Genomic DNA, 23,121 nt, shown 5'->3' on the forward strand with positions numbered 1-23,121 from the left:
TTTCGTCTACGCGAAATCTGGCAACATTACCGACCGGTAAGAAGTTTCCTCCGATACGCACCAGGTGGGGCAGATGACGGGTTCGACGGAGATTTCGTTCATCGCTGCGGCGGACGAGGGCGGCGGCGCCGAGATTAGCCAAGTGATCGGCATGACGGTGGTCGCGCTGATCATCGGGGCGTTGCTGTGCTGGCTCGGTTACCTGCATCGGGCCCGCAAGATCACCTGGGTCAACAGCGTCGCCGAATACGCAGGCCGCAAATTCAAGCGGCCGCCGTGGGTGGCGGTGCCGATGACGCTGTTCATCGGGACACTGATCTGCGCACTGTTCGGGTTCATCTGGGACGTCAGCCTGCACATCGGCAAGGGCCGCGACCCCGGTCCGCTGGCCAACCCGGCGCACTACTTCATCCTGGTCGGCTTGTTCCTGCTGTTCGTCGCCGGCTGCGCGGCGATCGTGCTGCCCTACGAGAAGCCCGGCCCGTTCGCGGTTCGCATCACCAAGGACTGGTACGCGCCGGTCGGCGGTTTCCTGATGGCAGGCTGTGGCCTCTATGCGCTGACCGGCTTCCCGCTCGACGACGTCTGGCACCGCATCTTCGGCCAGGACGTCACGCTGTGGGGGCCGACCCACCTGATGATGATCGGCGGCGCCGGGTTCGCAACGATCTCTGCGCTGCTGCTCGACTACGAGGGCGAACGGGCGATGGGCGACGACAAGCCCAAGGACGGCTTCTTCCTCAAGGGCGTGAAGTATCTCGGCTTCGGCGGCATCATCATCGGCCTTTCGGTGTTCCAGATCGAGTTCGACTTCGGCGTTCCCCAGTTCCGGCAGGTGTTCGAACCGATGCTGATCGCGGCGGCGGGGGCATTCGGGCTCGTCGCGGCGCGGATCATGCTCGGTCGCTTCGGCGCGATACTTGCCGCGTTGTTCGCGATCGCGCTGCGCGGCCTCGTCGCGCTGATCGTCGGCCCGGTACTCGGTGCGCCGATCAACTGGTTCGCGTCGTACCTCGGCGCTGCGATCGTGATCGAACTCCTCGCGCTGACGCCGGTGTTCAAGCGGCCCATCCTTTTCGGCCTCGTCGGTGGTCTATTGGTCAGCACCGTCGGACTGTGGCTGGAGTCCTTCTGGATAGATGCCGTCTACCACTATCCGTGGCCGTCGAGCATCTGGCCCGAGGCGCTGATGATGGCCGTGCCCGTCACGGTTCTCACCGGCGCATGCGGCGCGATGCTCGGCATGGTGCTCACCGCTCAGCGGCTGCCGAACCGGGCCATCGGCATCGGACTGGTGGCGTTGACCGTTATCGCCATCGGCGGCGCGACCGCCAACGGACTGCGCTACGAGGTGCCGCAGAACGCCACCGCAACGGTGAGCTTGACCGAGGTGCCCGGCTCCGCCGACAAGCGCATGGTCACCGCCGACGTTCGGATCAACCCGCCCGACCTCATCAGCGCGGCCCCGAACTGGGTGTCGGTCCTCGGCTGGCAGGGCGGCCTGGCCAACGACCGCGGCATCTTCGTCGATCGTCTGGAACGGCTCGGGCCCGGGCACTACCGCTCGACGCAGCCGCTGCCCGTCTACGGAAAGTGGAAGACGCTGCTGCGCGTGCACGACGGCCGAATCTTGACCGCTGTGCCGATCTTCCTGGCGGGTGACCCGGGTATCGGGGCGCCCGAGGTGCCCGCCCAGCCGTCGATGACGCGGCCGTTCGTCGCCGAGATCACCATCCTGCAGCGCGAGCGCAAACCGGACACGCCCATGGAGCTGTGGACCGTCGGCGGCCTGGTGGTGCTCACCTGCACGCTGATCATGATCGGCGGCCTCACCTGGGGCGCGGGCCGCATCAACCGCAGAGAGCCCACCGACACGAAGGCGGAGCTGCAGCCGTCGGCGCAGGCATGACGGCCGGGGCCGACGTAGTCGTCCTTGCCGACCACTCGCTGCTGCTGGCCATCCCAGCCTTCGTCCCTGCGTTCGTGGTGGCAGGCGTCGTCGCCTACATCGCGTTGAAGGACCGGCGAAACAGAGACGGGCCTCACAGTGAAGAGCCCGCCTCCACCGACCAAGATGATTGACCGTGACTCCAACTCATCGCGATAGACGACTCCTCGTATTGCTCGCCGCCGGTGGATTGCTGATCGCCGGCTGCGGTGGCGGCGGCGGTGGCTCCGAGAGCGCGCCGAGCTCGTCGGGCCCGCCGTCGGTGACGACCATCAACCCGTCGGACATGCAGAACGAGCAGGCGCCTCCCGACCGTCTGCTCATCGACGTCACCATCAAGGGCGGTGAGATCAACCCGCTCAACGCGCAACTCGAGGCCAAGACGAACGAGCCGATCGTTGTGAAGGTCGACAGCGATGTGGCCGATGAGCTCCACGTGCACTCCACGCCCGACCACACCTTCAAGATCGAGGCCAAGCCGGGGCAGCAGTTCCAGTTCACCGTCGGCGTGCCCGGCAAGGTCGACATCGAACTGCACCAGCTCGCAAAGACGGTCGCAACGGTGCAAGTGCAGCCGTGACCGACGGATCCGTCGTGGTGCTGGCGCATGGCCTCGGCGGGTCGTCGGATCTACCGATCCCCTACACGTACGCCCTCATCGGGGCGGCCTGGGCTCTCACCTTCACCTTCGCCGTGGTGGCCTTCGCATGGCGGCGGCCGCGATTCGATCCGGACAAAGCCGGACGCGCGCTGCCGCCCTGGGTGACGACGGTCGTGGATGCGCCCGCCACCCGGTGGGTGCTGGCCGGGGCGGGTCTGCTGTTCGCCGCTTGGGTGGCGATGGCCGCGCTGTTCGGCACGTCGGACGGCAACCCGCTGCCCGGCGTCTTCTACGTGCTGATGTGGGTCGGCCTTGTGGCGGCCTCATTGGCGATCGGACCGATATGGCGCGCGGTTTCGCCGGTACGCACGGCCTACCGGCTGCTTCGGTTGGCGCGCCTGCCCGCAGGCCGCGGCTATCCCCGATCCTTGGGCTACTGGCCCGCGGCCTTCGGCCTGTTCGCCTTCGTGTGGCTGGAGCTGGCCAGCCCCGACCCCGGATCGTTGGGCGCGATCAAGCTGTGGCTGTGGGTCTACATCGTCGTGACCCTGACGGGCGCGATCGTCTGCGGCGTCAAGTGGTTCGGCCGCGCCGATCCGTTCGAGGTGTACAGCGTCGTCGCATCCCGCTTCTCGCCGTTGCGCCGAAACCCACACAGCGGGCGCATCGAGATCGGGAATCCATTCGACCACTTGCCGTCATTGCCGATCCGGCCGGGCACTGTGACGCTGCTCGCGGTGTTGCTGGGCTCCACCGCGTTCGACAGCTTCTCGGCGATGCCCGGGTGGCGCAACTTCGTCGACCGGCAAACCGAATCCGCCACCGCCGCAACGATGCTGCGCACGGCGGGACTAGGAGTCTTCATCGCCGTCGTGGTCGTGACGTTCTGGTTCGCTGCCCGCGCGACCGGTGGCGTCGACGGACGCACCCGACGCGAGCTACCGGGGGTGATGGCGCACTCGCTGATCCCGATCGTTCTCGGGTACATGTTCGCGCACTATCTGTCCTATCTGATCGAACGCGGTCAGCAGACCGTAATCGACCTGGCCGATCCGCTCGGCCGCGGCTGGAATCTGCTGGGCCTCGGCAACGTCGAAGTGAACTACGTTCTGTCACTTCATCCTTCGGTATTGGCCACCATCAAGGTCTGCTGCGTCGTCGGCGGACACGTTGCCGGGGTGGTCGCCGCACACGACCGCGCGCTGAAGGTGCTGCCGACCGGATATCAGCTGACCGGCCAGCTCGCGATGATGTTGGTGATGGTGGGTTACACCTTCACCGGGCTCTATCTACTTTTCGGTGGATGAAGAATCTCTTAATCTCCGCACAATTTTCGCGGTGTCAATTACATTGACGGGGTGCCGGGCGACGACACTATCGAGCAGGCGTTAGCCGGGGGTTCGCCGCAACGGGTGGGGTGGTTCCGCTTCTATTTCGCCGACGAACGGTGGGAATGGTCGGACCAGGTTCAGCAGCTGCATGGCTACGAGGTGGGCAGTGTCGTGCCAACGACGCAGTTGGTGCTGTCCCACAAGCACCCCGACGACTATGTTCAGGTCGCTGCCACACTGGACGAAATCCGGTGCACCCACCGGACATTCAGCACCCGGCACCGCATCATCGACAAACATCAGATGATGCACGACGTGATCGTGATCGGTGACCGGCTCTACGACGACAACGGCGACGTGATCGGCACGCACGGGTTCTACGTCGACGTGACGGACGACGGTCGTTCGCGTGAGGACTTGGTCAACGCGGCGGTCGCCGAGATCGCCGAGAACCGCGCGACGATCGAGCAGGCCAAGGGAATGCTGATGCTGATCTACCGGATCAGCGACGAGTCGGCTTTCGAGCTGCTGAAGTGGCGGTCCCAGGAGACCAACGTCAAGCTTCGCGTGCTGGCCGATCAGGTGCTGTTCGACTTCGGCCAGCTGACCTACGAGGAAGTCCTGCCGCCGCGGGCCACGTTCGATCACGTTCTGCTGACCGCCCACCTGCGGATCGGCGCGACGCAGGCGGAGGCCAAGACCGCATCGTAAGGTTGGTCGCATGCGGGCGCTCTTGATCGTCGACGTGCAGAACGACTTCTGCGAAGGCGGCTCCCTGGAAGTGGTCGGCGGCCAGTTGGTGGCGCATGCGATCAGCGAATTCCTTTCCACCCCTCACGGTTACGACCACATCGTGGCGACCAAGGATTTCCACATCGATCCCGGTGACCACTTCTCAGACGAACCCGACTTCGCGGCGTCGTGGCCGCGGCACTGTGTGGTCGGAACGGCGGGCGCTGACTTCCATCCAGAGTTCGATCACTCCGCAGTGGAGGCCGTCTTCACCAAGGGCCGGTATGCGGCGGCGTACAGCGGCTTCGAAGGCACCGACGAATCCGGCACCACGCTGGCCGACTGGCTTCGCGAACGCGGGGTCGACGAGGTCGACATCGTGGGCATCGCCACCGACTACTGCGTGCGGGCAACCGCCACCGACGCCGTTGAGAAGGGCTTCACCACCCGCGTGCTGCTCGACCTGACCGCAGGCGTGGCGCCGGAGTCCAGCGCCAAGGCTGTGGAGAACATGCGCGCCGCAGGCGTCGACGTCGTCGGCTCGGCGGCCTGAAGCTATTTGCCGGTCCACCTCGGCCGCCGGCGCTCCATGAACGCGCGCACCCCCTCCCTGGCGTCGTCGTGTCGCATCAGGGCGAGATGAATCTCGGTCTCACGGGCACCGACCGCGGCGCGGCCGAGGTCAAAGGAATCCCACAGCAGCCTCTTGCTGGCGGCCACCGAGGCGGGGGCGGCGTTGTCCGCGATGTCGTGTGCCAGCTCGTGGGCGGCCGCAAGCACCTCGTCGGCGTCGAGCACCCGGCTGCCCAACCCGAGCGCCACCGCCCGGTGGCCGTCGAACGTGACGCCGCCGAGCAGGATCTCGGCGGCGTTGGACAGCCCGACCAGTCGCGGAAGAACCCAGTGCGAATAGGCGTCCCCGACCATCCCGCGGCGCACCTGCACGACCCCGTACTGCGCGTCGGCGGCGAAGTACCGGATATCGCACTGCAGGGCCAGCGTCAGACCCAGCCCGATCGCGTGGCCGTTCACCGCGGCGATCACCGGCTTGCTCACCGTCCACGCCGCCACGTCGATGCCGGCGGCCGAGAACGTCGGCCCCGGGTCGGTGAAGGTCAGCTCACCCGCCGAGAGATCGGCACCCGCGCAGAAGGCGGGCGGGGCACCGGTCAACACGACGACGCGGACCGCGTCGGCCCGGTCACACCACAGATACGCATCGGCCAGTTCCTCGCGCATACCGTCGCCGACGGCGTTGCGCCGGTGCGGCCGGTTCAGCGTGATGGTTGCCACACCGCGGTCGACGGCTGTTTGCAGTGTTCGATAAACGGGCAGTTCAACGGGGCCAACCACCGGATATACCTCCTCGTGAACGTCTTGCCCGCCATGCTCGCGCACCCGGGTGCACCGTATCGTCGCGTTGTTCGGTTTCAGCCAGCCAGAAGGGTGCCCCTTGACCCAAGTCTCGAGTCCCAACGCCGTTCCCCAGGAGGTCTGGCGGGGAAAGGCCTATCCGCTTGGCGCCTCCTACGACGGCTCCGGCACGAACTTCGCGCTGTTCAGCGAGGTCGCCGAGCACGTGGAGCTGTGCCTGTTCGACGCAGATGACACCGAGACCAGGATCACCCTGCCGGAGGTGGACGCGTTCGTCTGGCACGGCTTCCTACCCAATATCGAGCCGGGCCAGCGTTACGGCTACCGCGTGCACGGGCCCTACGACCCCGAGAGCGGCCACCGCTGCAACCCGAACAAGCTGCTGCTGGACCCCTACGCCAAGGCGATCGACGGCATCTTCGACTGGAATCAGTCGCTGTTCGGCTACAACTTCGGTGATGAGCACAGCCGAAACGACGACGACTCGGCGGCGAGCATGCCGAAGTCGGTGGTGATCAACCCCTTCTTCGACTGGGGCACCGATCGGCCGCCCAACCTCGAGTACGCAGACACCGTCATCTACGAGGCGCACATCAAGGGCCTCACCGAGACTCATCCCGATATCCCCGAACAGATGCGCGGCACCTATGCCGCCGTCGGGCATCCCGCGATCATCGAACACCTCAAGTCGCTTGGGGTGACGGCGATCGAGCTGATGCCGGTGCACCACTTCGCCAACGACTCGACGCTGATCGACAAGGGGTTGTCGAACTACTGGGGCTACAACACCATCGGGTTCTTTGCTCCTGACCCGAAGTACAGCAGCAGTGGCACCCCCGGCGGCCAGGTGCAGGAGTTCAAGGCGATGGTGCGCACCCTGCACGAGGCGGGTATCGAGGTGATCCTCGACGTGGTCTACAACCACACCGCCGAGGGCAACCACCTCGGCCCGACGGTCTCGATGCGCGGCATCGACAACGCCGCGTACTACCGGCTCGTCGACGACGACAAGCGCTACTACATGGACTACACCGGCACCGGCAACAGCCTCAACGTCGGACACCCGCACTCACTGCAGCTGATCATGGACTCGCTGCGGTACTGGGTGACCGAAATGCACGTCGACGGCTTCCGCTTCGACCTGGCCTCGACGCTGGCCCGCGAGTTCTACGACGTGGACAAGCTGTCGACGTTCTTCGAACTCGTGCAACAGGATCCGACAGTCAGCCAGGTCAAGTTGATCGCCGAACCATGGGACGTCGGGCCCGGCGGATACCAGGTCGGCAACTTCCCGCCGCAGTGGACGGAATGGAACGGCAAGTACCGCGACACCGTCAGGGACTTCTGGCGCGGCGAGCCCGCCACCCTCGACGAGTTCGCTTCCAGGCTGACCGGGTCAGCCGATCTCTACGAGGGCACCGCTCGCAGGCCGGTGGCATCCATCAACTTCGTCATCGCCCACGATGGCTTCACCCTGCGGGATCTGGTGTCCTACAACGAGAAACACAACGATGCCAACGGCGAAAACAACAACGACGGCGAGAGGCACAACCGGTCATGGAACTGCGGCGTCGAAGGCCCAACCGATGATCCCGAGATCAACGCGCTGCGGGGGCGCCAGCAACGCAACTTCCTGACCACCCTGCTGCTGTCCCAGGGCGTGCCGATGATCGCGCACGGTGACGAACTTGGTCGCACACAGCAGGGCAACAACAACGTCTACTGCCAGGACAACGAGCTGTCCTGGATCGACTGGGAAGAAGCCGACGAGCAACTGATCGAGTTCACCCGCACCGTGTCGGCGCTGCGCGCGGCACATCCGGTGTTTCGCAGGCGACGCTTCTTCAGTGGCAGGCCGGTGCGACAGGACGACACCGGACTCCCCGACATCGCCTGGTTCGCGCCCGACGGTGCCGAGATGACCGACGAAGACTGGGCATCCGGGCTCGCCAAATCGCTGGGCGTCTACCTCAACGGTTACGGGATCCCCGACCCCGACGTGCGGGGCCAGCGGGTGACCGACGATTCGTTCGTGTTGTTCTTCAACGCCAACCACGAACCGATCGACTTCACGCTGCCGCACGAGGAGTTCGGCGTCTCGTGGGTTCCGGTGATCTACACCGCCGACGAAGTGGTCGAGGAATACAAGCCCCACGACGCCGACACGACGGTCACCGTGGACGCGCGCTCGGTGATGGTGCTGCAGGCGTACAGCTAGTCGATGACGTCGTAGAACGAGTCGCCGTCCTCCGGCGTCCCGTCGATCTGGCCCTGTTCACGGCCGTGGCGCCCTGGGTCAAGGCGGTCCAGTGCGTCGTCTGATTCGGTGACGGTCTCCCTGCTTCCAGGGTCGTCGGCATCGCGCAGGTCAATGTCGTCGGGCGACACGTCCGGCGTCTCGTCCGCGAGACGTTCGTCCAGCGACTCGTCCTCGCGAGCTTCGATCCACCGCTCCGGCGGGTCGACGACCTCGTCGCCGTCGTCGTTGCGCACCTCGTCGGAGTCGAGCGCTTCTTCGGGTGTCAGCGGATTATCATCGGAAACGTCGCGTGCCATGGGTCCCATGGTGCCCGACCCGTGCCGCGGCTAAACGGCGGCCCGCTTCTCACTGACCGGAATCAGCCGAAGGCCCCTCCCATACCAGGCAGTATGGTAACGTTTGGCAGCTGTAGCAGCCGTGGCCGCGAATTCGGCACCGAGGGGTGCCGCCGGCCGGGCGGGCTGGAAGTAGAAGCCGAAGAGCGGCGGTGACTACCGGCGGCCACGGTTGCAACAGCACCTCTCGGCGGAATTCATTACCGCCGCTAATCTTTCCCGGCTGTCAAGATGCTGGTAGACGTAAGCTGCCGTGCATGACCCCGCCGCGCGGCACCGGACGCCGGCTTTCTATCGACGACTGGATCCAGGCCGGTTTCGCCTTGGTCGCCGAAGGGGGCCCGCATGCGCTGCGCGTCGACCGGCTCTGCGAGCGGCTCGGTGTCACCAAAGGAAGTTTCTATTGGCACTTCGCCGATCTGCACGCCTACCGCACCGCACTCCTCGATGCCTGGGGAAGCCTGAAGGACCAGGACCGCCAGCGGTTCGAGGACTCGGCAGCCGTCGAGCCCCGCCAACGCTTGAGATACATGATGAGTGCCGTCGCCGGGCCTGCGCAGTGGGCGCTCGAGCGGGCCATGCGCGTATGGGCTTTGACCGACGCCGACGTGGCCGCCAACGTGCGGAGAAGCGACGGGCGTGTGTTTCGGGCGGTCTATCAGGCCTTCGTCGAAGCCGGCTTCGACCCCGAGGATGCCGGTGTCCGAGCCGCCGTCTTCTTCGGGGCGGGGATGGGGGTGCTGCACGGCGCGACTCCCGAAGACGCACCGGTCGAAATGCAGGAACGCTTTCTGGACTTCATGTTTCGGGCCTAGCCGGACGGCTTCAGGCCAACCTTGGCATCGAGGTACTGCAGCAGATCGTGGGCGGCCAGTTCGACGTCCTTGTGACGCCACTCCGAGGCGCGGTACACGCATGCGATCAGGCCCGTGCGGTGAACCCGCCGCAGGTCGCCGTAGACAAACGCATAGCGGGCCTTGGTGTGGTCGTTGGCCCCTTCGGTGAGCCCGAGGTGCCACTGCGCGTACTCATCCCAGGTGTGGTTCTCCAGGAAAGCGTTCTGCGCGTCCGCGGTGGGCTGCACTTCTCCCCAGTCGCTGTCGAGGACGTACTGCTTCGCATCGATCAGCTTGCGCGCCTTGGCCACCGCTGACTTGTTCACCGCGTAGGACGCCATGCCTAACCGGTTACCCGTTATGCCACCGCTACCCGCTCGGCCGCCATCACCTCGGCCGCCGCCCGTTCCCCTGAGCGCACCGCCCCGTCCACCCAGCCGCACATGACGGCCGAACTCTCGGTGCCCGCCCAGTGGATGCGCCCACACGGTTCACGCAGCGCAGGCCCGAACTCGGTGAGCACGCCCGGCGGCGCGTGGCTGATCATCCCGCCGCCCGAATAGCGTTCCGTCGTCCAGTTCTGCTCGATGAAGTCGATCGGCGAACCAGCCTTGGGGCCGAAGCGGTTGGCCAGCTCGGCAAGGATCAGCCCGCGGCGCGTCTCGTCGTCGAGTGCGCACATGTCGCGTGCGGTCGGCCCTTCGACGATCACGCACAGCACGCCCGGTGTGCCGGCGTCGGTGCACGCATCGATGGTCACCGGCGCAGGCGTCCCCGGCGCCGCCGACTGGCCGGTCAGGCCGTCGGATCGCCAGAACGGCTCGTCGTAGACGATGTTGATCTTGTAGACGGCACCGCTGGGCATGCGCTGGTGCAGCAACGACCTGTCCACGGGAAGCCCTGGCTCATAAAGGATTTGGCTGGCGATGGCGATCGGCACCGCGACGATCACCCGCCGCGTCGTCACCGTCATGTCGTCGCAGCGCACGGTCACCTGGTCGTCGCCCTGCTCGATGCGGCGCACCGGCGCAGACAGGTGCAACGCATCGCCCATCTCCGCGGCCATCGGGCCGTACACCGCACCCATCCCGCCGACGATGCGCGAATCCTGAGAGCCGCCCTCGACGCCGAACACGAATTGAGGTCCGCCGCCCGACGCCATCTGATGCAACGCGAACAACAACGAGACCTCTGACGTGTCACTGGTGTAGGTGCCGCCGATGGCGGTCTCGAGCAGATCGCGCGCCGCCAGCGACCGGACATGGTGGTCCAGCCACTGGGCGACGGAGATGGTGTCCCATTTGTCGGCCTTCTTGGCGTTCCACGGCTCCTCGAGCGGAATCGTCTTGCACATCTGGGCCAGCTCGAGCATCGCCGTGCCGAGATTGACGGTCGCGAACGGGTTCAGCGTCCTTGGCACAGTGCCCGTGTAGCGGAACTGCTTGCCGCCAATGACCATCATCGACTCGCCGCGCCCGTACTGCTTGTAGCTCGGCACGTCGAACTCGGCCATCAACGCATAGATGCGGTCCTGTCCCGGCCCCACCCACGCGCCGCCGCGATCGATCCACGTCCCGTCGGCACGCAGTTCGGTGAACGTGCGCCCGCCGACCCTGTCGCGGGCTTCCAGCACCACCACCGACCGCCCCGCCTGCTTCAGCCGCAACGCGGCGGTGAGGCCGGCAAAACCCGCCCCTACTACACAAAAGTCCACGTCAGCCATGATCGGATGGTCCACCCGGGGAGAGCAGGGCGGAGCCGTTTGGCAAATTTTTACGTGGTTGTCTTCAGAATCAACCGACGATGCGGGCGATGGAACGCAACGGGATCGGCAGCCACGTCGGCCGGTGCCGCGCCTCGTAGGCGGCCTCGTACACCGCCTTGTCCAGTTCGTAGGCGGCCAGCAGGGCGGCGGAGTCCCGCGGATCGGCGCCGGCCTGCGCGGCGTAGCCGTCGCAGAACGCAGCGCTGTTGCGTTTCACCCACTCGCGGGCCCGTGCGGCCAACTGCCGGGTGCGGTCGTCGTCGGAGGACTGTTCCATCAGCCGTTGATAGGCGGCGTACTCGAGCGAGCGCAGCACGCCCGCCACGTCCCTTGCCGTCGAATCGGGCCGTCTGCGGTCGTCGAGCGGCTGCCCCGGCTCGCCCTCGAAGTCGATCAGCAGCCACCGCTCCGGGGTGCGCAACACCTGCCCCAGGTGTAGGTCGCCGTGCACACGCTGGACGGTGATGGTGTCCTCGCTCAGCTTGCGATAGCGCTCCTCGATGAGCGGTACGTACTCGGCCAGATCGGGTACCGCCGCGGCCGCTGTCGCCAACCGCTCCAGCACGGCGTCGGTCGGGAACTGGGTCATCGCGGTGCCGAGTTCCTCGGCGAGGGTGGCGTGTACCGAGGCGACCGCCTCACCGAGCCGGTATGACTCACCCGCGAAGTCTCCGCCCACCTCGTCGGCGTACAGGTCGCCCTCGGCGAACAGGTCGCGCGTGCTCGCGGTGGCCATGTCCCAGCCCTCGGCGGAGTTGGCGGCGAATTCGGTGACCATTCCCAGCGCGTACGGCTCTTCGTCGAGCGTCGTTTCATACGAGCCGAGCAGCCGTGCCACATGCGGGTTGCCCGCCCGCGCCAACACCCGGTTCAGTTCGATGTCGGGGTTGATGCCCGGCGTGATTCGGCGGAAGACCTTGAAGACGGCACTTTCCTCGAACACCACGCTGGTGTTGCTCTGCTCGGCGCTCGCCACCCTGGGCGCCGCGTCGAGAGGCAAGGTGACGTCCGGCTCTTTGCCGAACCGCAAATCACCGATGGTTGCTTCCGAATCGGCCAGCGACAGAAGGTATTTCGCGTCGGCCGGGTTGTAGAGCGCATCGTAGGCGGTGCGCTCACCGGCCGCCCCGATAGTCGCCAGGTCAAGATATTCGTCGATGGGTCCCGAGCTTGATGTCGCCGTCTCGGCGGCTCCGGAGTCCCACCGCACGATCACCTGATACCGCTCAGTCGATCCGTCGCTATAGGCGACGTCGAGCAGCACCAAGTCGAGGTCTTGGCGGAGCGTGACAACCTGCGCGGGCTCGGCGGAGGCCATTTCGCGCGTGCGGCCGGCATACCAGCGCTGCTCCGGCAGCCACGCCGACCACGGCAGTTTCGCAGCGCCGCTCATCGTCGCTCCTCCGATGGCCGCAGCTCGAACCAGTAGAAACCGTGGCCGGGCAGGGTCAGCAGATACGGCAACTGGCCGATCGAGGGGAACTCGACGTGCCCGGTCATCTCGACCGGCGTGTAACCGGTCCAGTGCTGCAGGTTCAGCTCGATCGGCTGCGGAAAGCGGGACAGGTTGTTCACGCACAAGACGGTGTCTTTCTCGCCGTCCTCTTCGAGTTCGCGCACGTAGGTCAGGACCGAGGGGTTGGACCCGCCGAGTTCGCGAAACGACCCGGTAGCGAACGCCTCATGGCGGCGGCGCACCGCCAGCATGGTGCGGGTCCAATTGAGCAGCGACGACGAGCTGTCCACCTGCGCCTCGACATTCACCGACTGGTAGCCGTAGATCGGGTCCTGGTTCGGCGGCAGGTAAAGCTGTCCCGGGTTGGCCTTCGAGAAGCCGGCGTTGCGGTCCGGGGTCCACTGCATCGGGGTGCGCACACCGTCTCGGTCGCCAAGCCAGATGATGTCGCCCATGCCGATCTCGTCACCGTAATACAAAACTGGCGAACCGGGCAGCGAAAGTAAAAGGGCGGTGAACAGCTCTATTTGATTTCTGTCATTCTCCAGCAACGGAGCGAGCCGACGCCGAATGCCGACATTCGCCTTCATTCGCGGATCCTTGGCGTATTCGGCGTACATGTAGTCACGCTCGTCGTCGGTGACCATCTCCAATGTCAATTCGTCGTGGTTGCGCAGGAAGATTCCCCAGTGCGCCATATCCGGGATCGGCGGCGTCTGCGCCAGGATCTCCGAGATCGGGAAACGCGACTCCCGTCGCACCGCCATGAATATGCGCGGCATCAGCGGGAAGTGGAACGCCATGTGGCATTCGTCGCCGCCGGTGTCGGGGTCGCCGAAGTACTCGACGACGTCGGCGGGCCACTGATTCGCCTCTGCAAGCAGCACCCTGCCGGGGAACTCGTCGTCGATCACCTTGCGACAGTGCTTGAGGAAGGCGTGCGTCTCAGGAAGGTTCTCGCAGTTGGTGCCCTCACGTTCGAACAGATACGGCACGGCGTCCAGCCGGAACCCGTCGATACCGAGATCGAGCCAGAACCGCAGCACGTCGATCATCGCTTCCTGGACGGCCGGGTTGTCGTAGTTGAGGTCGGGTTGGTGGGAGAAGAACCGGTGCCAGTAGAACTGCTTTCGCACCGGATCGAAGGTCCAGTTCGACTCCTCGGTGTCGACGAAGATGATCCTGGCGTCGGCATACTTCTGGCTGGTGTCGCTCCACACGAAGTAGTCGCCGTAGGGGCCGTCGGGGTTGCGACGCGACTCCTGGAACCACTCGTGGGAATCCGACGTGTGGTTCATCACGAGGTCGGTGATGACCCGGATGCCGCGGCGGTGGGCGGCGTCGAGCAGCGCCACGAAATCGTCGACGGTACCGAACTCCGGCAGCACCTTGTAGAAGTCGCGGATGTCGTAGCCACCGTCACGCAACGGCGAGTCGTAGAACGGCGGCAGCCAGAGGCAGTCGACGCCAAGCCATTTCAGATAGTCGAGTTTCTCGATCAAACCGCGCAGGTCGCCAGAGCCGTCGGCGCTGCCGTCGTAGAACGCCCGCACAAGCACCTCGTAGAACACTGCACGCTTGAACCAGGTGCGGTCTTCGGGAAGCACGGCCGCATGGTCGAAGTCGTCGGCGGTTGGGTGTTCCACCACGCCGCCTTCGACGTGGCTGCCCTCTGTCGGGTCGTGGTCGATCAATTCGTCGACTCGGTTTCGCGCATCTAGGGGAGCATCCATATGAACTTCAAACCTACCCACCCGCGACGGATTTGAATCTGCTGCGCGTGTCGCGACGGCAGTGAGCAAAGAGCGGGCTCCGATGGTGTAAAGGAGCGGTTGAAACCCGCGCCGAACCGGGATACCGTTTGCGCGACCTTTGTTCCCATCACCGGTGGGCAAAGGCCCTAAATCAATTCTTCGACGAATCGAGTGGCCGTGGTTGAGCCTAATGATGGTGAAGCTCCTGTAATCGTTGGTTTGTCCGATGCGGCCATGCACATGTATGCCGCGGCGATTGACGCCCTTCCCGATCCGAGCGACCCCGAATTCCCGGACCGCGCAGGCGTGATCCTTTCCGGGTTGCGCAAACTTCAGGACTCGCTGGCCGACGCCGCCAGCCGCAGCCGGGTGACCCCTTCGGTCATCGTCGCGCTCAGCGGGGTGCGTAGTCGCTACGACGATCTGATGGCCACCGCGGCCAACGGGCCGGGCGCCACGTTGGGTCAGCGCCTCTACATCGCGCGCGGTCGGGCGAAGCTGTCCACCAAGGAAGCGGCCAACGGTGTGGGTCTGCGCAAAGACTTGATCGAGGCCGTCGAAGCCGAAGAGCCGGTACTCGAGGACGAGGCGTCGAGGATCAAGGATCTGATCGCCGCCCTCGGCGGCTGACGCCCTAAGGCAGATAGCGCGCGGCGCCGCTGGCCCGGATCATCCGGCCCGCGTTGGCCTGGCGGTAGCCGACGACGCCGCCGCCGAGGGTCATCAGCAGGATGACCGCGACGCCCGGCAGCGCGGCTCCGGCCAACTGAGGAAGGCCGGGGCTGCGCAGGTAGTCGGCATGTCCCTGTCGCGGCGGCTGGCCCGACATCGCCTTGACGGAGCCCGGCGGCGCCTGTTCCAGCGGACCTGCCTGCCTGCCGCCTCCCTGGGTTGACCATTCGGCGCCGTTCGCGCCGCGCGGCGCTGCCGAGCCGAGACCAGGGGGGAATGTCGCCGCGGGCGCCAACGCCGGGAACCGGACCGCAGCCGGCGGCAGTACCGGCGCCGCGACGATGGGTGCCGACAGCACGGGTGCGCCGCCGAAACCGGTGGCCTGATAGTCGCTTCCGCCCGCGACACCGCCGGACGCATCGAGAACCGGATCGGGCGCGGGGGCCTCGGGTGCGGGGCCGCGGAACGCCGGTCCAGCCACCACCTGGGGCTCGGGTTCGGGCGTCGGCTCACCGGCCTCTTGCTGGCGCCGCGAAATGATCACGGTGGCGTTCCACCAGCCGCTGCCGCCGCGGCGTACCTCGAGGACGTAGTAGAGGAACGGATACTCGACGACGTCGACCTGCTGCGCCACCGGCGCGGGGTCGGACACGACAACGGCGTTGTCGGTGACGACGGTTTCGTCGGTGTAGTCACTCCCGCCGCCCACGGCGGCCGCGTCGTTGAGCGGTTCGGCACCGCCGCCAGGGTCGGTACCTTCGTTCGTGCCCGAGGGTGTTCCGTCGGGGTCTGCCTCGCGGTCGTCGTCGGGAGCCGGTACCGGGTCGGGAGGGTCGGTCACCTCCGCGACGTCGGCGAATGCCGTCGCCATGCTCGATTCGCTGGGTATGAAACCGCTGTCAGGTGCTGAGCCGATCTTCGCCCGCGGTGCGCTCCGCGCCGCACTGGCTGGCCGCTTTCGATGTTCACTGAAGATCCGCTGAATTAGATGCGAGAGGCTCGGGTGCTCGTTTTCGATGTCTTTGCTGGATTGCTCGTCGCCGGGGGCACCGCTCGGTTCGGCAACCGCGATCCCGGCCGTGCTGCCGCCCAATATGAGGCCGCCAACGAGCACGCCTGCACACGCGGCGACGCGCAGACCCGGCACCTCCATCGACTCCCCATCTCCGATAAAGTTGCTGACCAGGCGTTTATCGTGAGGGAATTGTCGCACACTTCCTGCCATCGGCCGATGGAATCCTTGCTTGCTGAGGAGACGCTCTAACGCGATCGGCGGCGGTGACGTATCGTGCCGACGTGGAGCCCGTCCGCCCGTCAGCCGCCGAGGAAGCACGCGCGATCGTGGCGTCGACCAACACCGGCACGTTGGCGACTCTGAGCGCGACCGGCGACCCGTGGGCCTCGTTCGTCACCTACGGACTGCTCGGTGGCGCGCCCGTGCTGTGCGTCTCGACCCTCGCCGAGCACGGCCGCAACCTGGCCGCCGACCCAAGGGCCAGCATCGCGATCGTGTCACCCACCCGCGACCCCGACCCGCAGTCGTGGGGCCGGGTGACGCTTGCCGGTGTGGTCGAACGACCCGTCGGCGACGAACTCGTCGCCGCGAGGGACGCGCACCTGGCCGCGGTTCCCGATGCGAAGAACTACATCGACTTCGGCGACTTCGCGGTGTGGGTACTGCGGGTGGGGCGGGTGCGCTGGTACGGCGGTTACGGCCGGATGGACGTCGCGACAGGCGAGGCCTACGCGGCCGCGGCCCCGGCTTAGGATCAGCTCGTGACCGAACGCTCCGAGCTTTGGCAAGCCGCTTTCGAGCTGATCCGCTCCCGAGGCCACGAGCGCCGCGACGAACCGTTCAAGTTGGCGAGTGGCCAGCTCAGCCACGATTACATCGACGGCAAGTACGCGGTCGACACCGGCGAGCGGTTGGCCATCGTCAGCCGCGCGGTCGCTGAGCTGGCGGCCGCCAACGACATCGAGTTCGACGCGGTTGGCGGGCTCACCATGGGTGCCGACCCGTTGGCGCACGGCGTCGCGATGGTCACCGGCAAGGCCTGGTTTTCCGTTCGCAAGGAACAGAAGCAGCGCGGCCGCGAGCAATGGGTCGAAGGCACCCGGCTGCAGGAGGGCACCCGCGTGCTCCTTGTCGACGACGTCATCAGCACCGGTGGCTCGACGGCACTGGCGCTGGACCGGATCGCCCCGCTCGGCGTCGTTGTCACCGGCGTGATCCCGATGGTCGACCGCGGCGACGTGGCCGCCAAGCTGTTCGCGGATCGCGACGTGCCGTTCGTCGCCCTGGTCACCTATCGAGACCTCGGCATCGAACCGATCAAGCCGGTCTGACTACGCCGCCGCGACGACGAGCACGCCCGTCGGTTCGACGCCGACCGTCACGCGCTCACCCGGCCCGAACACCCGCGCCGCAGAGCTGGCCATCTGTGCGCTGACGACCGTTCCGTCGGCCAGCGTGCAGTACACCCGGGAGATCGGTCCGAGAAACGCGACCGACGTCACCGACGCGGTCCCCGCCGGGTCCGCGCTGACCGTCACCGACTCCGGTCGCACCATCGCCAGCCCGGCACCGGCGGTCACCGAACCCGGCAACGCGGGAACGGATGCGCCGAGCAGCTTGACCTGTCCGTCCGAAACCTCTGCGCGCACCTTGTTGTTCAGGCCGACGAATTCCGCGACGAACGGAGTCGCCGGGTTGGCATAGAGCTCGGCGGGCGCGGCGAGCTGTTCGAGCTTGCCCTGGCTCATCACCCCGACCCGGTCCGCGACGGCGAGCGCCTCCTCCTGGTCGTGGGTGACGAAAAGCGTTGTCGTTCCGACTTCCAGCTGGACCCGGCGGATCTCGTCGCGCAATTGCACCCGCACCTTGGCGTCGAGCGCCGACAACGGCTCGTCGAGCAGCAGCACCCGCGGCCGAATCGCCAACGCCCGCGCAAGCGCGACCCGCTGCTGCTGGCCACCGGACAGCTCGCTGGCGTACTTGTTCCGGTGTGCCGTCAGCCCGACCAGCTCGAGCATCTCGTCGGCGCGGGACACCCTCTGCCCCTTGTCTTTTCCGCGCATCTTGAGCCCGAATGCAACGTTGTCGACGACGGTCAGATGCGGGAACAGGCTGTAGGCCTGGAACACCATGCCCATGTCACGCTTGTTCGCGGGCACATTGGTCAGGTCGCGACCGTCCACCGACACGCTTCCCGATGTCGCCTCGTCCAATCCGGCAAGAATGCGCAGCGCCGTTGTCTTTCCGCATCCGGACGGGCCGAGCAGCGCGACCAACTCGCCGGGCTCGATATGCAGGGTAAGCCCGTCGAGTGCCTTGACCGACCCGTAGACCCGGGTCAGGTCGTTGAGCTCAACGGAAACACCATTCGTCATGTCGGAACTCCAGGTTTGGTCGCGGGCGTGAGGAGCGAAGAAGATCCGGCGGGCGTCGGGGCGGCGACGGCCGGATCCGCCGCGGTACGGCGTCGGCCACGGGTTATCAGCGCGAGAATGAGCAGCAGCACGAAGCCGAACACCAGCACCGCCAGCGATGCGGCCACCGACGTCGGGCCGTCGGTCTTGCCGATCTGCACGATCTGAACCTGCAGCGTCTGAAATCCGGAAAGGGAGGCGATCGTGTACTCCCCCAGCACGACTGCGATCGAGATGAACGCCGCCGACAGGATTCCGGACCAGATGTTGGGCACCACGACGCGAGCGATCGTGGTGAGCCAGCCAGCACCCAGCGAGCGCGCCGCCTCCGAAAGGGTTTTCAGGTCGATGGCCGACAGCGCGGCGTCGATCGCGCGATACGCGAACGGCAGCACAAGCACCACGTACACGAATGTCAGCGTCAGCGCCGACTCGCCGAGGAAGTAGGTCACCCACAGGTAGACGTTGCGCAACCCGACCACGATGACAAGGGCCGGGATCGTCAGCGGCAGCAGGCAGAGGAATTCGACGATGCCCTTGGCCCACGGCGCCCGCAGCCGGACCCAGATCATTGTCGGCACCAGAATCACCAGCATCAGCAGCACGGTGAAAACGGCGAGAAGCAACGAGATCACGATGGCCGAATACAGCGCGTCGTCGGCGACCAAGTTCTTCCACGCGGCCATGGTGCGACCACCGGCGATCAGGTTGCGGGTGGAGAAGTCTGCCATCGCATACAGCGGAAACAGGAAGAACAACCCGAACGCGATGAACAGTACACCGCGAAAGATCTTGCCGCCCAATGTAGTTCTTCTCATTGCAGCCACCTCGCGGTACGTCGCACGAGCGCGTTGTAGGCGATCATCACCACCGCAACGATGACGATCATCTCCAACGCCAGCGCATAAGCGAACCCGGACTGGCCAAGCACCACCTCGCTCGTCAACGCCGCGCGGATCAGCAGCGGCAGAATCGGGCTGCCCTGACTGACCAGTGCCGCGGCGGTGGCGTAGGCGGCAAAGGCGTTGGCGAACAGCAGCAGAAACGAACCGAGGAATGCCGGAGTCAGCAGTGGCACCGCCACCTGACGCCAGTACTGAAACGTCGACGCGCCGAGGCTTACGGCGGCCTCACGCCATTGCTCACGAAGTCCCTCCAGTGCGGGCACGAACACGATCACCATCAGCGGGATCTGGAAGTACGTGTAGACCAGGATCAAACCCGTCAGGCTGTACAGCCAGCCCGAGCCCGCAAGATTCCAGCCGAAGTGTTCCTGGACCCAGAGCGTAAGCACTCCGTTCAGCCCGATTGTCGCGAGAAACGCGAAAGCCAGTGCGACGCCGCCGAACTGGGCCAGCACGCTGCACAGCGAGATGACAGCTCTACGGAGCACCGAGGTGGGCGGGCTGCTCACGATCAGCCAGGCCAGCACCGCGCCGAGCACCGCGCCGATGATCGCCGTGCTCGCCGAAAGCAGCACGCTCTTCCACAGCGCCGACAGCGCGGTGTCGGAGAACAATGCCGCGATGCGGGCAAAGGAAAAGGCGCCGTCGACGAAGAACGCGCTGACGATCACCGTCGCGGTCGGGACGATAAGGAAGATCGTGAGCAGCGCGAAGAACGGCAGCAGCGGCAGCGACTCTCTTACCCGTTTCGCTCCTCGCGTGCGCGGGATCCCTTGTGACACGTCAGCCGATGGCCTTGGCCCAGTTGTCCGCGAGGTACTTGGTCGCCTTCTCGGTCTGGTCGGGCGTCGGTACCGTGACGGGCCCGTCGATCACCGGGATCTTGTCGACCGCGCCCTTGTCGATGGAACCTGTCTGCATCATCTTGTCGGCCCGCACCGGACGCACCCCACCGGCGGCGTAGAGATTCTGCCCCGCGTCGCTGTAGAGGAACTCCTGCCACAGCCGCGCGGCGGCCGGGTGCGGCGCGTCTTTGTTGATCGCCTGGTAGTAGTAGCCGGCCACCACCGCGTTCGACGGCACGAAGACCTGCCAGGTGGGCAGCTTGGCGGTTTCGGCAGCGTTGAGGTAGTTCCAGTCGATGACGACCGGTGTCTGGCCGGACTCGATGGTCGCGGGCGTCGGGTCGACGGGCAGGAAGTTGCCCGCGGCCTTCAGCTTTCGGAAGAACTCGACGCCGGGCGCGATGTCGTCGACCGAGCCGCCTTGGGACAGCGCGACCATCAGGACGCCGGAGAACGCCGCGCCGGCCTGGGTCGGGTCGCCGTTGAGCGCCACCTTGCCGTTGTACTCACCCTTGAGCAGATCGTTGACGTCGGCAACTGGCGGCACCTTGGCGGAGTCGAAGCCGATCGACATATAGCCGCCGTAGTCGTTGACCCACGTGCCGTCGGCGTCCTTGTACGCCGCAGGGATGTCATCGAACGTCGCGACCTTGTACGGCGCGAACATCGCGGTGTTGGCAAGCGCGACGGACTGCCCGAGGTCGAAGACGTCGGGCGCGGTGCTCTTGCCCTTCTGTTGGGTCGCGGCATTGATCTCGTCCTGGCTGGCCGCATCGGGCTGTGCGGAGTTCACCTTGATGCCGTACTTGTCGGAGAACGCCTTGATGATCGCTCCGTAGTTGGCCCAGTCCGGCGGCAGGGCGATCACATTGAGCTGGCCCTCGTTCTTTGCCGCCTCGACGAGTGCATCCATGCCACCGAAGTCCTCGGCGGAAGTCGCCTCCGAGGCCTTCACGCCCGACTCGGTCTGTTCGCCATCGCTTTTCTTCTCGGGCGGAGCACAGGCCGCGATTCCGGCGACGAGGAGGGCGGCGGCGGTGATGCCGAGTAGGCGTGTTTTCTTCATGGGCGAACCTTCCGACGGGCAGGCAGACCAGTGGTGGCGCGGCGATGACGACGCCGGGTCGTCGCGATGAATGGTTCACCGCGGCGTTGGAACCCTATCGTGGCTGCGCGTCCTTGGCATGCGGTTGCGGCGAGTCGATCTTTATCGACGGTGGACGAGCGTTTCCCCTGGTAGTGGCGCTAGCATCAGATGGTGGCGGAGAAGGGGGCCTCGGGCGACTTCGACTACCTGCGGGAAGAAACCGACGGGAGCGACGGCGTCGACGTCGTTGACGAGGGAAATTCCCGCGCGTCCGAGGCCGACCTCGATTACCTGTTGGCCGACGCGGACCCGAAGGCCAACGACGGGTTCGACGCGTTCGACGAGAACACGTGGGACGAGGACTTCACCCCGGTGTCGACGACGACGTGGCACCGGTCCTCCCAGGCGCGCAGCTTGATGATCGCGAGCGCGGTGGCACTGGCCGCGATCGTGGTGTCGGTGGTTCTGCTGGTGTTGCGGGGCTCCCCCGCGCCCGAGGAGCGGGCGCCGTCGGAGAGCACACCACCGACAACCACGCCGCTGGCAACGGCGACGAGTAAACAGCCCCCGCCGCCACCACCAGCGCCGCCGCCGCCGCCACCGCCGGCGTCCACGATGAACGAGGCGCCGGCGGTGGTCAGGCCGACGGTGCGGCCGAGGCCCACGAAGCAGCCCGAGATCGGGGTGACGCGCACGCCGGCAACCAGGCTGCCGATAAGCGTTGCGCCGCAGCAGCGGGGACCCAGGTAGGCCGCCTGCGGATCAGCGGTGGTGTCCGCCGTGATGGAACAGCAGGGCGTTGCCGTAGAGGTACGGGAACTGGTACGGATACGTGACCGGCTGGTCGCTGTTGATCTGGACATTGCCGGGGGACTGACACTGGGTGGTCTGTGCACCCACGTAGGTGCAGGTCTGTCCCGTTTGTGCGGCAGCTGCCGGCGATGCGAGCCCAATGGCGGCCGATGCGGCGCCCGCGGCGACCAGTGCGGAGATGTGAAGCAGCTTCATTGTGAACCCCTGTCAATAGCATTTTCGAAACTGTACGTTCAGTTTCAACGATGATTGTGCCTCACCCATGCCGTCGACGGGGGGTGACGTCAGTCACTGAGGGCGAGGCCGCGGATGGCGGCGTCGACGATCAGGTCGGCCGCCTCGTCACTCAAGGGTGCGTGGCCGATCATCAGGCGATACAGCGCAGGCCCGATCACCAGGTCGAGCGCCGCATCCGGATCCACGTCGGGGCGCAGCTCGCCCCGCTCGACACCGCGGTCCCAGATCGTCCGAAACAATTCGCGGCGTGAGTCGACCAAATTCGTGCGGAGCTCCTGCTGGACCGACGGATCGGCCTGAGCCTCGCCGACGAGCTGCGCGAATACGCGGCCGCTTGGCCCGGTATAGAAGCGCATCAGCCCGCGCATGACCGCGGTCAGATCGTCACGAGCCGAACCGGTGTCTGGATCGCGCGACTCCGCCATCATCTCGGACAGGAACGCGTCGATGGCCACCGCGTATTTATTGGGCCACCACTTGTAGATCGTCGCCTTGCTCGCGCCGCTGCGATTGGCGATCTCCTCGGTGGTCATCGCCCGCAGGCCGACCTCGCGCAGCAGCTCCGAGGTGGCACGCAACACCGCGGTCCTGGACTCCTCGCTGCGGGGGCGCCCAGGCCGGGGGCGCGGCCGCGCCTCGAAAACGCGACTACCCGTCATTCGCCGAGCCTTCCTCGATAATGAACGAGACGTTCACAATCTTTACTATTGACTATTCCGGCGGTACCGCAACTCGAGAAGG

Annotated in this window: 25 protein-coding genes and 1 pseudogene; 13 read left to right on the forward strand and 13 right to left on the reverse strand. The window is 66.1% G+C overall.

What is annotated here, in order from left to right:
* The first annotated feature begins 73 nt into the window (after positions 1–73).
* From D6M19_RS09340 to D6M19_RS09360, 6 genes are read left to right on the forward strand one after another with little or no spacing between them, the layout of a single operon-like run.
* The gene (locus tag D6M19_RS09340; protein ID WP_123025042.1) at positions 74–1,909 is read left to right on the forward strand and encodes a hypothetical protein; all 1,836 of its coding nucleotides are present in this window, start codon (positions 74–76) and stop codon (positions 1,907–1,909) included.
* On the forward strand, positions 1,906–2,082 hold the full coding sequence (locus tag D6M19_RS34185; RefSeq protein ID WP_164478402.1) for a hypothetical protein: 177 nt from the start codon (positions 1,906–1,908) through the stop codon (positions 2,080–2,082). Before D6M19_RS09340 ends, D6M19_RS34185 begins: the two co-directional genes overlap by 4 nt.
* A 2-nt stretch (positions 2,083–2,084) precedes the next feature.
* Positions 2,085–2,528, forward strand: coding sequence for a hypothetical protein (locus D6M19_RS09345; RefSeq protein WP_123024922.1), 444 nt, complete (start codon positions 2,085–2,087; stop codon positions 2,526–2,528).
* Positions 2,525–3,856 (forward strand): hypothetical protein, encoded by a 1,332-nt coding sequence (locus D6M19_RS09350; RefSeq protein ID WP_123024923.1) that lies wholly within the window; start codon positions 2,525–2,527, stop codon positions 3,854–3,856. Before D6M19_RS09345 ends, D6M19_RS09350 begins: the two co-directional genes overlap by 4 nt.
* Positions 3,857–3,907: 51 nt before the next feature.
* Positions 3,908–4,591 (forward strand): PAS and ANTAR domain-containing protein, encoded by a 684-nt coding sequence (locus D6M19_RS09355; RefSeq protein ID WP_123024924.1) that lies wholly within the window; start codon positions 3,908–3,910, stop codon positions 4,589–4,591.
* Between the two features lie 10 nt (positions 4,592–4,601).
* Positions 4,602–5,165, forward strand: coding sequence for a nicotinamidase (locus D6M19_RS09360; RefSeq protein ID WP_123024925.1), 564 nt, complete (start codon positions 4,602–4,604; stop codon positions 5,163–5,165).
* Between the two features lie 2 nt (positions 5,166–5,167).
* Here D6M19_RS09360 and D6M19_RS09365 read toward each other — a convergent pair whose 3' ends face one another.
* The gene (locus tag D6M19_RS09365) at positions 5,168–5,965 is read right to left on the reverse strand and encodes an enoyl-CoA hydratase/isomerase family protein (protein ID WP_206428495.1); all 798 of its coding nucleotides are present in this window, start codon (positions 5,963–5,965) and stop codon (positions 5,168–5,170) included.
* A gap of 100 nt (positions 5,966–6,065) precedes the next feature.
* Between D6M19_RS09365 and glgX the strand changes: the two genes are divergently transcribed.
* Positions 6,066–8,204 carry a glycogen debranching protein GlgX gene (gene glgX, locus D6M19_RS09370; protein WP_123025044.1) on the forward strand — a complete coding sequence of 713 codons (2,139 nt, stop codon included), beginning with the start codon at positions 6,066–6,068 and terminating at the stop codon, positions 8,202–8,204.
* Here glgX and D6M19_RS09375 read toward each other — a convergent pair.
* Entirely contained in the window at positions 8,201–8,551 is a 351-nt protein-coding gene (locus tag D6M19_RS09375) for a hypothetical protein (protein WP_206428487.1), read from the reverse strand. The genes glgX and D6M19_RS09375 overlap by 4 nt on opposite strands.
* Before the next feature lie 287 nt (positions 8,552–8,838).
* Here D6M19_RS09375 and D6M19_RS09380 point away from each other — a divergent pair, with 287 nt between their 5' ends.
* Positions 8,839–9,396 (forward strand): TetR/AcrR family transcriptional regulator, encoded by a 558-nt coding sequence (locus D6M19_RS09380; RefSeq protein ID WP_123024927.1) that lies wholly within the window; start codon positions 8,839–8,841, stop codon positions 9,394–9,396.
* Here D6M19_RS09380 and D6M19_RS09385 read toward each other — a convergent pair.
* The 4 genes from D6M19_RS09385 to treS form a co-directional block, all read right to left on the reverse strand.
* Entirely contained in the window at positions 9,393–9,758 is a 366-nt protein-coding gene (locus D6M19_RS09385) for a hypothetical protein (RefSeq protein WP_123024928.1), read from the reverse strand. The genes D6M19_RS09380 and D6M19_RS09385 overlap by 4 nt on opposite strands.
* A 17-nt stretch (positions 9,759–9,775) precedes the next feature.
* On the reverse strand, positions 9,776–11,140 hold the full coding sequence (locus D6M19_RS09390) for a flavin monoamine oxidase family protein (protein ID WP_123025045.1): 1,365 nt from the start codon (positions 11,138–11,140) through the stop codon (positions 9,776–9,778).
* A 70-nt stretch (positions 11,141–11,210) separates the two neighbouring features.
* Positions 11,211–12,575 carry a maltokinase N-terminal cap-like domain-containing protein gene (locus D6M19_RS09395; protein ID WP_123024929.1) on the reverse strand — a complete coding sequence of 455 codons (1,365 nt, stop codon included), beginning with the start codon at positions 12,573–12,575 and terminating at the stop codon, positions 11,211–11,213.
* Entirely contained in the window at positions 12,572–14,371 is a 1,800-nt protein-coding gene (gene treS / locus D6M19_RS09400) for a maltose alpha-D-glucosyltransferase (protein WP_123024930.1), read from the reverse strand. Before treS ends, D6M19_RS09395 begins: the two co-directional genes overlap by 4 nt.
* 261 nt (positions 14,372–14,632) lie before the next feature.
* On the opposite strand from treS, the gene D6M19_RS09405 reads away from it, so the two are divergent.
* A complete protein-coding gene (locus D6M19_RS09405) occupies positions 14,633–15,022 on the forward strand; it encodes a hypothetical protein (RefSeq protein ID WP_123025046.1) in 390 nt (129 codons plus the stop codon).
* 4 nt (positions 15,023–15,026) lie between these two features.
* On the opposite strand, the gene D6M19_RS09410 is transcribed toward D6M19_RS09405, so the two are convergent.
* Positions 15,027–15,935 (reverse strand): hypothetical protein, encoded by a 909-nt coding sequence (locus D6M19_RS09410; protein WP_164478403.1) that lies wholly within the window; start codon positions 15,933–15,935, stop codon positions 15,027–15,029.
* Between the two features lie 132 nt (positions 15,936–16,067).
* Here D6M19_RS09410 and D6M19_RS34190 point away from each other — a divergent pair, with 132 nt between their 5' ends.
* The 3 genes and pseudogenes from D6M19_RS34190 (at position 16,068) to D6M19_RS09420 (ending at position 17,410) form a co-directional block, all read left to right on the forward strand.
* Positions 16,068–16,328, forward strand: coding sequence for a hypothetical protein (locus D6M19_RS34190; protein ID WP_164478404.1), 261 nt, complete (start codon positions 16,068–16,070; stop codon positions 16,326–16,328).
* 14 nt (positions 16,329–16,342) lie between these two features.
* A pseudogene (locus tag D6M19_RS09415) lies at positions 16,343–16,825 on the forward strand (HugZ family pyridoxamine 5'-phosphate oxidase); the annotation flags it as partial.
* Between the two features lie 15 nt (positions 16,826–16,840).
* Positions 16,841–17,410 (forward strand): orotate phosphoribosyltransferase, encoded by a 570-nt coding sequence (locus D6M19_RS09420; protein WP_123024933.1) that lies wholly within the window; start codon positions 16,841–16,843, stop codon positions 17,408–17,410.
* Here D6M19_RS09420 and D6M19_RS09425 read toward each other — a convergent pair whose 3' ends face one another.
* Genes D6M19_RS09425 through D6M19_RS09440 form a run of 4 tightly spaced genes read right to left on the reverse strand, consistent with a single transcriptional unit; the run spans position 17,411 to position 21,309 of the window.
* The gene (locus D6M19_RS09425; RefSeq protein WP_123024934.1) at positions 17,411–18,454 is read right to left on the reverse strand and encodes an ABC transporter ATP-binding protein; all 1,044 of its coding nucleotides are present in this window, start codon (positions 18,452–18,454) and stop codon (positions 17,411–17,413) included.
* Positions 18,451–19,311 carry an ABC transporter permease gene (locus D6M19_RS09430; protein WP_234834783.1) on the reverse strand — a complete coding sequence of 287 codons (861 nt, stop codon included), beginning with the start codon at positions 19,309–19,311 and terminating at the stop codon, positions 18,451–18,453. The genes D6M19_RS09425 and D6M19_RS09430 overlap by 4 nt, the downstream gene beginning before the upstream one ends.
* Positions 19,308–20,180, reverse strand: coding sequence for an ABC transporter permease (locus D6M19_RS09435; RefSeq protein WP_234834784.1), 873 nt, complete (start codon positions 20,178–20,180; stop codon positions 19,308–19,310). The genes D6M19_RS09430 and D6M19_RS09435 overlap by 4 nt, the downstream gene beginning before the upstream one ends.
* A gap of 1 nt (position 20,181) precedes the next feature.
* Positions 20,182–21,309 carry an ABC transporter substrate-binding protein gene (locus D6M19_RS09440; RefSeq protein ID WP_123024935.1) on the reverse strand — a complete coding sequence of 376 codons (1,128 nt, stop codon included), beginning with the start codon at positions 21,307–21,309 and terminating at the stop codon, positions 20,182–20,184.
* A gap of 192 nt (positions 21,310–21,501) precedes the next feature.
* On the opposite strand from D6M19_RS09440, the gene D6M19_RS34195 reads away from it, so the two are divergent.
* Positions 21,502–22,080, forward strand: coding sequence for a hypothetical protein (locus D6M19_RS34195; RefSeq protein WP_164478405.1), 579 nt, complete (start codon positions 21,502–21,504; stop codon positions 22,078–22,080).
* Positions 22,081–22,092: 12 nt separating this feature from the next.
* On the opposite strand, the gene D6M19_RS09450 is transcribed toward D6M19_RS34195, so the two are convergent.
* Both D6M19_RS09450 and D6M19_RS09455 read right to left on the reverse strand, forming a co-directional pair.
* Positions 22,093–22,338, reverse strand: coding sequence for a hypothetical protein (locus D6M19_RS09450; protein ID WP_123024936.1), 246 nt, complete (start codon positions 22,336–22,338; stop codon positions 22,093–22,095).
* 89 nt (positions 22,339–22,427) lie between these two features.
* Positions 22,428–23,039: a TetR/AcrR family transcriptional regulator gene (locus D6M19_RS09455; RefSeq protein ID WP_123024937.1), complete on the reverse strand. Its 612-nt coding sequence runs from the start codon at positions 23,037–23,039 to the stop codon at positions 22,428–22,430.
* Positions 23,040–23,121 lie beyond the last annotated feature (82 nt).

This window comes from Mycolicibacterium stellerae (assembly GCF_003719305.1).
Lineage (GTDB): Bacteria > Actinomycetota > Actinomycetes > Mycobacteriales > Mycobacteriaceae > Mycobacterium > Mycobacterium stellerae.